The organism is Candidatus Megaera venefica, from assembly GCF_034554655.1.
GTDB classification, from domain to species: Bacteria; Pseudomonadota; Alphaproteobacteria; order Rickettsiales; family Rickettsiaceae; genus Megaera_A; species Megaera_A venefica.
Window position 1 is genome coordinate 1 of record NZ_JARJFB010000064.1, and the last position, 10,092, is coordinate 10,092.

At 35.3% G+C, this 10,092-nt stretch carries 13 protein-coding genes; 12 read left to right on the plus strand and 1 reads right to left on the minus strand.

Features of this window, described 5'->3' with window-relative positions; genetic code table 11:
• Positions 1-80 precede the first annotated feature (80 nt).
• The 8 genes from htpG (at position 81) to Megvenef_RS04850 (ending at position 6,671) form a co-directional block, all read left to right on the plus strand.
• Positions 81-1,946 carry a molecular chaperone HtpG gene (gene htpG, locus Megvenef_RS04815; RefSeq protein ID WP_322776850.1) on the plus strand — a complete coding sequence of 622 codons (1,866 nt, stop codon included), beginning with the start codon at positions 81-83 and terminating at the stop codon, positions 1,944-1,946.
• A gap of 174 nt (positions 1,947-2,120) precedes the next feature.
• Entirely contained in the window at positions 2,121-2,624 is a 504-nt protein-coding gene (gene coaD, locus Megvenef_RS04820; RefSeq protein ID WP_322776851.1) for a pantetheine-phosphate adenylyltransferase, read from the plus strand.
• 2 nt (positions 2,625-2,626) lie between these two features.
• Positions 2,627-3,715 carry an alanine racemase gene (locus Megvenef_RS04825; RefSeq protein WP_322776852.1) on the plus strand — a complete coding sequence of 363 codons (1,089 nt, stop codon included), beginning with the start codon at positions 2,627-2,629 and terminating at the stop codon, positions 3,713-3,715.
• A 36-nt stretch (positions 3,716-3,751) separates the two neighbouring features.
• Complete coding sequence (locus tag Megvenef_RS04830; protein ID WP_322776853.1) at positions 3,752-4,525, plus strand: MlaE family ABC transporter permease; 774 nt, start codon at positions 3,752-3,754, stop codon at positions 4,523-4,525.
• A complete protein-coding gene (locus Megvenef_RS04835) occupies positions 4,522-5,292 on the plus strand; it encodes an ABC transporter ATP-binding protein (protein WP_322776854.1) in 771 nt (256 codons plus the stop codon). Before Megvenef_RS04830 ends, Megvenef_RS04835 begins: the two co-directional genes overlap by 4 nt.
• Positions 5,293-5,400: 108 nt before the next feature.
• On the plus strand, positions 5,401-5,718 hold the full coding sequence (rplU, locus tag Megvenef_RS04840) for a 50S ribosomal protein L21 (RefSeq protein ID WP_322776855.1): 318 nt from the start codon (positions 5,401-5,403) through the stop codon (positions 5,716-5,718).
• 11 nt (positions 5,719-5,729) lie between these two features.
• The gene (gene rpmA / locus Megvenef_RS04845) at positions 5,730-5,975 is read left to right on the plus strand and encodes a 50S ribosomal protein L27 (RefSeq protein ID WP_322776856.1); all 246 of its coding nucleotides are present in this window, start codon (positions 5,730-5,732) and stop codon (positions 5,973-5,975) included.
• 120 nt (positions 5,976-6,095) lie between these two features.
• A complete protein-coding gene (locus tag Megvenef_RS04850) occupies positions 6,096-6,671 on the plus strand; it encodes a hypothetical protein (RefSeq protein WP_322776857.1) in 576 nt (191 codons plus the stop codon).
• Between the two features lie 172 nt (positions 6,672-6,843).
• Here Megvenef_RS04850 and Megvenef_RS04855 read toward each other — a convergent pair whose 3' ends face one another.
• Positions 6,844-7,596: a glutamine synthetase gene (locus Megvenef_RS04855; protein WP_322776858.1), complete on the minus strand. Its 753-nt coding sequence runs from the start codon at positions 7,594-7,596 to the stop codon at positions 6,844-6,846.
• Here Megvenef_RS04855 and pgeF point away from each other — a divergent pair.
• The 4 genes from pgeF to Megvenef_RS04875 all read left to right on the plus strand — a co-directional run.
• The gene (gene pgeF / locus Megvenef_RS04860) at positions 7,595-8,329 is read left to right on the plus strand and encodes a peptidoglycan editing factor PgeF (protein ID WP_322776859.1); all 735 of its coding nucleotides are present in this window, start codon (positions 7,595-7,597) and stop codon (positions 8,327-8,329) included. The genes Megvenef_RS04855 and pgeF overlap by 2 nt on opposite strands.
• Positions 8,329-9,030, plus strand: a complete 702-nt coding sequence (locus tag Megvenef_RS04865; protein WP_322776860.1) for a heme ABC transporter permease — start codon at positions 8,329-8,331, stop codon at positions 9,028-9,030. Before pgeF ends, Megvenef_RS04865 begins: the two co-directional genes overlap by 1 nt.
• Positions 9,031-9,067: 37 nt before the next feature.
• Complete coding sequence (gene fdxA / locus Megvenef_RS04870) at positions 9,068-9,388, plus strand: ferredoxin FdxA (protein ID WP_322776861.1); 321 nt, start codon at positions 9,068-9,070, stop codon at positions 9,386-9,388.
• 204 nt (positions 9,389-9,592) lie between these two features.
• The coding region (locus Megvenef_RS04875; RefSeq protein ID WP_322776251.1) for a transposase at positions 9,593-10,092 on the plus strand (500 nt) is incomplete at its 3' end.

The window sequence follows — 10,092 nt, forward strand, 5'->3', positions numbered from 1 at the left end:
ATTAAGTTCAACTCTAACTATTTAAAAATTGTACTATAAGCACTATATGACTTCAAATAATATGTTTAATTGAGGATATCATGACTCTGGAAAAAAGAAAATTCGACGCTGAGATTGGCAAAGTTTTAAACTTAATGATCCATTCTCTTTATACAAATAAAGAGATTTTTATGCGTGAGCTTATTTCTAATAGCTCGGATGCTTGCGATAAGCTCAGGTATTTAAGTCAAACAGATAATAATCTTCTTGATGGTAATGGTGATTTCAAAATTGTAGTTTCAATAGATAAGGAAGCAAGAACTATTACTGTTCGAGATACAGGGATAGGTATGAATCGTGATGATTTAAACGAGAACTTGGGCACCATAGCAAGGTCGGGAACACAACGTTTTATTGATCAACTTTCAGGAGACAATAAAAAGGATAGCCACTTGATAGGGCAATTTGGTGTTGGTTTTTATTCATCCTTTATGATTGCTGATCAAATTACCGTTACCTCCAGAAAAGCTGGAGAAGATAAAGTCTGTACTTGGCATTCTGATGGGCAGGGAGAATACACTGTCTCAGATACAGATAGAGAATTTACAAGGGGTACAGAAGTGGTGCTACACGTAAAAGCTGACGAAGAAAGTTTTGTTGATCATTTTAGAATTAAACACATAATTAAAAGCTACTCTGACCACATTGCCGTCCCGATTTATTTTGTTGATCAAAATGGCCATGAAAACCAAGTTAATTCTTCATCAGCAATCTGGACTAGGTCTAAGTCCGAGATATCAGATGAACAATACAAGGAATTTTACAAAAGTGTTTCCCACGCGCCTGACGATCCTTGGCTTACTATTCACAACCGTAATGAAGGGATAGTTGACTTTACTAATTTATTATTTATACCAAGTTCAAAAACTTTTGATTTATTTCATCCAGACCGTAAATGTCGTGTAAAGCTTTATATTAAACGTGTGTTTATTGGAGATGAAAACATAGACCTGATTCCTCAGTATTTAAGATTTTTACGAGGTGTGGTTGACTCAGATGATTTACCACTTAACGTTAGTCGCGAAACATTGCAGCATAACGCAACAATAGATAAGATAAAAAAATCTATTACCAAAAAGGTGTTATCGGAGCTAAAAAAACAAAAAGAAACTAGCTTCGATAAGTACCAAGAATTTTGGAATAACTTCGGTGGTGCCTTGAAAGAAGGGTTGTGCGAAGTAACTAGTGATCATGAAAAACTTTTGGAAGTGTGCATTTTTAGAAGCGCATTGCATGATAAGATGATCAGTCTGGATGACTACCTTGCTTCTTGCGAGGGTGAAGACAAAACTATTTATTATTTAAGCGGTGATAATCCAGAAAAACTACGTAATAACCCACAAATTGAAGGGTTCTTAAGTAAAAATATTGATGTTCTTTTATTTACAGATACTGTCGATGATTTTTGGGTAAATGTTAATGGTCAATATAAAGAGGTTGAGATAAAATCAGTTACTAGAAGTGATATTGATCTTAGTAATTCAACAGATACCATTCAAGAACAAGAGTCTAAGAACGCCGTGGAAGAGGATCATGTCGCTCTTGTTAAATACTTTAAAGAGTCATTGGGTAATCTTGTAAAGGATGTAACAATTTCTAAAAAATTAGCGTCTAGTCCAGCATGTTTAGCAGTTTCTGGTGGATCGATGGATATACGTATGGAAAGATATTTAATTGAGCAAAAACAACTCGCCGGAGCAAGTGCTAAGATTTTGGAAATCAACCCTAATCACCATATTATCAAAAAAATTAGCCAAGAAATTGACGACCACGATAAGGATAGACAAAACAAAGAACTTGTTCATTTACTTTACGACCAGGCTTGTATTATCGAAGGTGAGCCAGTTTATGATGTTAGCGCTTTTTCCAAGCGACTTAATAGCTTGCTTGAAAAAGTAGAGCTATAGCAATTTAACCATTTCGTAATCGGTTGAAGATAAAGAATACAAGCTATTTTGTACTTTTTTATTGTAGAAATACAAAAAAAGTATGTTTTTGTATAAAAATTGCCTAGAATTGCTTTTGTCTCCTAATTTAAGCGGATGTTTTTCTTAAAAACGATATAAACGAAGTACTAATTTATGGCGAATAAACTAATAGGAATATACCCAGGAACTTTTGATCCAATTACAAACGGACACGCAGATATCATCTCTCGAGCAAGCAGAATTTGTGATGAGTTAATCTTGGCAATATCATCTTCAGTATCTAAAGAACCAATGTTTTCAATAGAAGAAAGATGTCAGATGGCAACTCTTTACCTAGAAAAATATGGAATAGCTTCGAATGTTAAGGTAATGAACTTTGATGGCTTGCTAGTAAATTTTGCAAGTAAAGTAGGCGCTCATTTCATTATCAGAGGACTTAGAGCCGTATCAGATTTTGAATATGAGTTTCAAATGGCTTGTATGAATTCAAGATTGGACGAAAGGATAGAAACTATTTTTCTTCCAGCATCTGAGAAGAATCAATTTATCTCTTCTAAATTGGTAAAAGAAATCGTGAGTTTAGGAGGTGATATTTCAGCTTTTGTAATACCAGAAATCAAAGATAGATTAATTAAGTATTATCAGAGTAAGTCCTAGATATGATAAGTTCAAAATGTACTCTGCAAATAAGACTAGATGTAATAGAAGAGAATTATCGTGCTCTAAGCATGTTATGTCCTAATTCTGAAACGGGAGCTGTGGTAAAGGCTAATTGCTATGGTCTTGGTATGAAACAAATTTCTCCTGTCTTAAAGAAATCCGGTTGCAAGCATTTCTTTGTAGCCAATATCGAAGAAGGAGTGAGTTTAAGAAAAATACTAGGGGCTGATATAAATATCTTCGTTTTGAATGGGGTGTTCTCTGGTGAAACTAAAGCGTTTAAAGAACATGGTCTAGTGCCAATTTTAAATCATTTTGCACAAATTAGGGTTTGGCAAGAATTTGCCTTCAAACTTCATCAACCTTTGCCTTGTTTTATTCATTTTGATACAGGAATGAATAGGTTAGGAATGCCTGAATCAGAGTCTATTAATCTAGTACAAGAAGATACTGCAGGGCTTGATGTATTATGCGTTATGAGCCAGTTGGTAAGCGGGGAAGAGTCAGATAATTTGTACAATAAAAAACAGCTCGAAAAATTTACTAAATTAGCCAGTAAATTTCCTAATGCTAAAAGAAGTTTGGCAAATTCAAGTGGTATTTTTTTAGGTCTTGATTACCAATTTGATCTAGTAAGGCCTGGTGCAGCTCTATATGGTATCAACCCAACTAATGAATTGGCTATAAAAAACCCAGTTCAATTATTTGCACCTATTATACAAATGCATCAGTTACCATCAGGTGAATCTGTCGGGTATAACAGTACCTATACTAATTCTACTATAGAAAGTTGCTCAATTGCCACTATTCCGATTGGTTATGCGGACGGATTTTCCCGTCATTTAAGTAACAAATTTACTGTTTATATAAATGGTCATAAAGCGCCTATAATTGGCAGAGTTTCAATGGATCTAGTAAGTATTGATGTCTCCTTAGTGCCGGCAGAAGAGGTGTTTCTTGGACAAAGAGTTGAGGTAATTGGTGATAATTGCACTCCTGATAAAATAGCGCAAATCGCTCAAACAAATGCTCATGAAATTTTAACGGGGCTTGGCGATCGCTTTGATAGAATATATACTTATAAATAAACTGTTTTTGAAAAATATTATTAATAAAATGTCAATATGCTAGCATTAGTTCAGCAATTAGGTAGTAAATCAATCGATTTTACTCGTTCGATCGGAGTTCTTTCTATATTCATAGCCAGAACTTTTGTTGGGTTTGCTAAAAGACCTTTTTATATAGGTTTAATAGCAAAGCAGCTAATAATCATCGGATATTATTCACTGCCGGTTGTTGCTATGACCGCCTTCTTTTCCGGTGCTGTACTTGCGTTGCAAAGCTATACGGGGTTTTCTCGATTTTCAGCAGAAAGTTCTATTGCAACGGTTGTTGTTTTGTCAATTACAAGGGAGCTTGGTCCAGTATTGGCTGGACTGATGGTTGCAGGAAGGGTAGGAGCATCTATTGCTGCTGAAATTGGAACTATGCGGGTAACAGAGCAAATTGATGCATTATTTACCTTATCTACTGACCCAATAAAATATCTTGTTGGACCTAGAGTTATTGCTGCTATTATTACTTTACCATGCTTAGTGCTGGTTGGGGATATTATAGGTGTTATGGGTGGTTATCTCATCAGCACTTATAAACTTGGATTTAACAGTACAAGCTATATTATCAGCACAGTAGAATATTTGGAATCAATGGATGTTATTTCTGGTTTGGTGAAGGCTGCTGCATTTGGCTTTATTATAGCTATTATGAGCTGTTATCATGGGTATTTTTCTGGTAAAGGAGCCAAAGGAGTTGGTGCAGCTACTACTTCAGCAGTTGCTAGCTCCTCAATTCTTATTCTTATAAGCAACTATTTAATTACAGAATTATTTTTTAATTGATGGACGAAGAACTAAAATTCAAAATAAGGTCACTGAATAAAACATTTGGAAATAACCATGTGCTTAAAGGTATTGATCTCGATGTGGTAAAAGGTAGCTCTCTGATAATTCTTGGTGGCTCCGGTTCTGGTAAATCGGTTCTGATTAAGTTAATGGTTGGGCTATTAACAGCGGATTCTGGTAGTATTTTGTACGAGGGCAATGAGTCAATTGGTATGCCTTATAAAGATCGATTGAAGATGCTGGAAAATTGTGGTTATTTGTTTCAAGCAGGAGCTTTGTTTGATTCACTTACTGTTCAACAAAATATTACATTTTTTGCTGAAAAATTACATTCACTTACTAAAAAAGATATTAGGGAATTAGCCAGTAAAAAATTACAATCAGTTGGTTTGTCCAATAAAATATTGGACCTTTATCCATCTGAGTTGTCAGGGGGGATGCAAAAAAGAGTTTCATTGGCAAGAGCTGTTTGTGTAGACCCAAAAGTAATATTTTTCGATGAGCCAACAACAGGTTTAGACCCGATAATGTCTAACGTTATAAATGACTTAATAGTTAAGGTCAGAGATGAGCTTGGGGCCACAACCGTTACTATTACCCACGATATGCAAAGCGCAAGGAAGATTGGTAAAGAGGTCGCCTTTTTGTTTGAAGGGAGAATTGTTTGGTCAGGTAAAATGAGCGAGATTGATAGTACAGATAATGACAACCTGCGCCAATTTATTACTGGAGAAATCGCAAAGTCTAATCTTGTGGAAGCGTAAAATATTTAGTTGTATTTTTGAAAAATGGCTAAATTATTATTGACTTGAGTTGAATTAGATATATACTGCATAGCGATTATTTTAATCTTTACGTGAGAATTTGCCGATATGTTTGCAGTTGTAAAAACAGGTGGTAAGCAATATAAAGTTGCAAAAAATAGCATAATTAAAGTCGAAAAAATTGAAGGTATCCCTGGTAGCAAGATTGAGCTTGACCAGATCCTGATGCTTGGTGAGTCCTCTAAAGCGTCATTCATAGGTACCCCAATAGTTAAGGGTGCAAGCGTGACAGCAGAGATTATTAGCCAGTTTAGAGACGATAAGATCATTATTTTCAAAAAGAAAAGACGCCAACATTATCGTCGTAAAAATGGTCACAGGCAGTCTCTTACTGAATTGAAAATATTAGATATAGTAAAAAAATAAGGTAGGAAAAAATGGCAACCAAAAAAGCTGGTGGTAGTTCCAAAAATGGTCGTGACTCGGCTGGTCGAAGACTTGGTGCAAAAAAAGGTGATGGTCAGCCAGTAATTTCTGGTAATATCATTGTTCGCCAACGTGGTACAAAAATTCGTGCTGGAAAAAATGTAGGGATGGGTAAAGATCATACTTTATTTGCTACAATGGCAGGCAAGGTCGAATTTGTTACAAAGAAAAATTTTAAACTGGTAAATGTTATCTAGTAGTGTTATTACCAAAGTTATATAAATAAAAAGGCGCTTTTTAGCGCCTTTTTATTTATAACGCCATTTTTAGTTTGCTGCAATTAGTTGAATTAGGTGGATCGTAGATGGAGGCCAGGTATGAAAAACAATACCACAATCATTTATCTAACAGGCAAGCCAGGCGTAGGCAAATACACAATAGCTAAAGCATTAGCAAGCGACTATGGCTTTATTATTTGTGATAATCAGCTTATTAATAATCCAATTTTTGAGCTATTGCAATATGATGGCTATACAAAGATTCCAGATTTTGCTTGGGACTCTATCGCGCGTATAAGGACTGAGATACTTGAATTTCTGGTCAAAGTTCCACAAAATAGCTGCGTACTCACCAATAATCTTTATGAAAATAATGGGGATAGGGCTTTGTACGAGCAGGTGAATAAAATGGCTCATCTGCGAGGTTCCATTTTTATACCTGTAAGGTTGCTGATTAATGAGCAAGAACACTTAAAGCGTGTGGTACAGACAGAAAGAAGAGCTCGGTGGAAATCAATTGATCCAAAGTATGTTTATGATAAGGAGCCACTCCTTTCTATCGATCCCCCTTATTTGCTGGAGCTAAATGTAAGTAAATTAAGTGCAGGAAAGGCAGCAAAAGAAATAGTGAGCCATATTACAAGCTTAAAGCTAAAAAAAGACTACACTTTATAGTGAATATCCAGATACATAGTAAACCACACTGAATTAGCCGATCAAATATCTTCCTCACGAATAGAAAATGGCAAAAGATTATCCTTATAAAAGTTCAAGTACTCGGGCAACTGAAGAAGATCCGGATATCTGCATTCAGAATGACTTTCTTTGGGGCGTTATTAAGTATTTATTATATACAATTTATAATTGGCACCAAACTATATTGCTTATCAAAAGCATTACCGTGAGTTTTTGCGATATGCGGAATATTGTCGTATGATAATATGCCTTGTCTTATAGAATCCAATATAGCAAAAATAACTTCTGCCGGATCGGCGCTTGCAGCAGCTAACCTGTGTTCCAATCGTCTTGGTAGCGAATCAGGAATTCGTATTAAGAGGCTTCGGTTATTTCCACCCCACGCAATATGAGTAGGTGCCATAAATTTACTATCTAAACGTTTATAATCCTGAGGTTTTGGTAAAAAATAGTTTATATATTGAGGTAAATAATGACATAATATTTGTGCATATTTTTCAATATTACTATCCTCAAGAAAGTTTAAATGTACGTGCATACTATTGCCGTAATCATCGGGAAAAGGCCTGGAACAAAAATTAGCATCACCTCCCATTTGTTTTGCAAACAAACAGATAGCTGTTCTTGCTGATTCAATATCTTTTGCTATGTTCACTAGATTAGAACTAGGCGGCAGATCAATTTCGTATTGATTTTTTCCCTTTTCCAGTTTTATATCATGGCCTATTTTACTTTCTAGGTCCTTAACGTAAATATTATTTGAAAGATAAAACTCAATTTCTGCTCCAATAATAGGTGTTAAGTTATGATTTGATTTAAAATAGTTTTGCAAAGAAGCTAATCGATTGTATCTCTCACTGACTTCTGATAGTTTATCATTGTATTGATTATTATTATTTATCATGGAAATAGAATTCATAAAAAATAAAGTTTATTATAAGATCATTGATAAGACCTATACAAATTCTAGCGGCATTTATAGCTTACATAAGTACACTGACGCTGTAAAATTAGCCCAGGTGCAGCAAAATATTGATAATATCAAAGCTGAGCTTAATGCGGATAACCTTTTCTTAATGAATCAAGTGCACGGTAATACTGTTATAATTGCTGATAATATAGATTTAAAGAAGCAACCGGAAGCGGATGCTTCTATAACAGCGCAAAAAAATATTGCACTTGGAGTGCTTACTGCTGATTGTATACCAGTGTTATTTGCAAGTGATGATGGAACGGTTATTGGTGCGGCGCATTGTGGTTGGAGGAGCGCAAAGTTAAATATCATTACTAATGTTCGCAAAATGATGGAAAATAGAGGGGTAACTAAGATAAAAGCAATTATTGGTCCAGCAATTGCCCAAAAATCATACGAAGTTGATGCTAAATATTACAATGATTTTGTTAGTGAAAGTGATGACATTAAAGAGTTATTTCAGCCATCTCACAGAGAAAATCATTTTATGTTTGATCTTGTTGGTTTTGTTATAAAGAAATTGCAAAAAGAAAACATTGAATTGGTTCACAATATGGAAGAAGATACTTATTCCATGCCAGAAAAATATCCAAGTTACCGCAGGTCATTTCATGATGGGGAGCAATACTCACAAAATATATTATCCACAATTATAATTAGATAATGTTAAAGTTACTAACACCGAATTTTTTCTCGAAACTTGAAGTTACGCTTATTCCGATAATAGCTTTGTTGTTGCCCGTAATTCTTGGTACCGGATTATATTTTTCTCTTTTTTCTTCTCCGCCGGATTATCAGCAGGGAGAAATGGTTCGGGTAATGTATGTTCATGTACCAGCAGCGTGGATAAGTTTAGGCATTTATTCTTTCATAGCAGTTTGTAGTTTTTCAGCTTTAGTTTGGAAAACCAGGCTTTCCTATTTTTTAGCGGTTGCAGCGGCGCCAATTGGGGCTGCATTTGCCTTGATCACACTCGTTACAGGATCGTTATGGGGAAAACCAATATGGGGGGCTTGGTGGGTTTGGGATGCTAGGCTTACTTCGATGTTAGTATTATTTCTGCTCTATATAAGTTATATAACGATTGTAAATAGTGGCGCGAATATATTAAGAGCAGAGAAGCCAGCTTCAGTAATGGCATTAATTGGCTTTGTCAATATTCCGATTGTAAAATTTTCTGTTGACATTTGGTACAGTCTGCATCAGCCAGCTAGCATATTCAGGGCTGGGGGGCCTTCAATTCATAGCTCAATGTTATTACCGCTAATGATAATGTTTACAAGCTTTATCCTATATTTTATACTTGTGCTGTTAATTCGTACTAAAATATTGCTAAATAGGCAAAAACAAAATAATAGATTATGAATAATTTGTTTCATAGCCAAAAATGTGGAAGGTTAAATTGACTTACGTTGTAACTGATGAATGTGTCAAATGTAAATATACTGATTGCGTTGAAGTATGTCCTGTAGATTGCTTTTACGAAGGAGAGCTGATGCTAGTAATAAATCCAGAGGAATGTATTGATTGTGGGGTATGCGTGCCTGAATGCCCCGTAGATGCAATTAAAGAAGAATCACCGGATTTGATTAAGTGGATAGAGATTAATAAAGAACTCTCAAACAAGTGGGATAATATAACAGTCAAAAAAAATCCTCTGCCTGATGCAGACAAATTCAAGGACGAAAAAAACAAATTCGAGAAATATATTCAAGGTCGTTGAGTTGGTGCATGCTCATTGTTGATGACTAGTAATCAGTCATGCCGGACTTGCTCCGGCATCTTCTTATGTTACCTGGGATCCCGAAATAAATTCGGGATGACAACCATAGTTGATAACTCCTTTTACACGTCGGGTCTGTCCATCTAAGTGTGTAAATTCCTTATAGGTTATATAATCAATTAATATAACTAAGAGGAATAAAATATGACTAAAAACACTATCAATAATAAGAATAATGAAGCTATATCCGCAGCGATAGATTTACTGGTAAGTAAAGAAGTAGATCTATCGAATGTTTTAAGCAAAGGCGGGTTATTGAAACAACTAACAAAACGTCTTGTGGAAAAAGCTTTACAGGCAGAGATGAATAATCATCTAGGTTATGACAGATACGATCGTATTATCACTTCTAATAACGCCCGTAACGGTGTATCTCAAAAGAATCTAATCACTGATAATGGCCTTATTACAATAGACGTTCCAAGGGATAGAGATGCTGAGTTTGAACCTGCAATCATTCCCAAAAGAAAAACAAGAATTGAAGGTTTAGATCAAAAAATTCTATCCTTATACGCCAAAGGAATGAGTCTATCAGATATTAAACTTCAGATTCAGGAACTATACGGGGCTGACATTAGCGAAAGCCTTGTTAGTAGAATTACTGATGATGTCATGGACGATGTTAAAGCTTGGCAAGGCAGGCC

Coding starts and splice junctions, on each gene's coding strand:
- htpG (WP_322776850.1), top strand. CDS start 81: ATGACTCTGGAAAAAAGAAAATTCGACGCTGAGATTGGCAAAGTTTTA.
- coaD (WP_322776851.1), top strand. CDS start 2,121: ATGGCGAATAAACTAATAGGAATATACCCAGGAACTTTTGATCCAATT.
- Megvenef_RS04825 (WP_322776852.1), top strand. CDS start 2,627: ATGATAAGTTCAAAATGTACTCTGCAAATAAGACTAGATGTAATAGAA.
- Megvenef_RS04830 (WP_322776853.1), top strand. CDS start 3,752: ATGCTAGCATTAGTTCAGCAATTAGGTAGTAAATCAATCGATTTTACT.
- rplU (WP_322776855.1), top strand. CDS start 5,401: ATGTTTGCAGTTGTAAAAACAGGTGGTAAGCAATATAAAGTTGCAAAA.
- rpmA (WP_322776856.1), top strand. CDS start 5,730: ATGGCAACCAAAAAAGCTGGTGGTAGTTCCAAAAATGGTCGTGACTCG.
- Megvenef_RS04850 (WP_322776857.1), top strand. CDS start 6,096: ATGAAAAACAATACCACAATCATTTATCTAACAGGCAAGCCAGGCGTA.
- pgeF (WP_322776859.1), top strand. CDS start 7,595: ATGGAAATAGAATTCATAAAAAATAAAGTTTATTATAAGATCATTGAT.
- Megvenef_RS04855 (WP_322776858.1), bottom strand. CDS start 7,596: ATGATAAATAATAATAATCAATACAATGATAAACTATCAGAAGTCAGT.
- Megvenef_RS04865 (WP_322776860.1), top strand. CDS start 8,329: ATGTTAAAGTTACTAACACCGAATTTTTTCTCGAAACTTGAAGTTACG.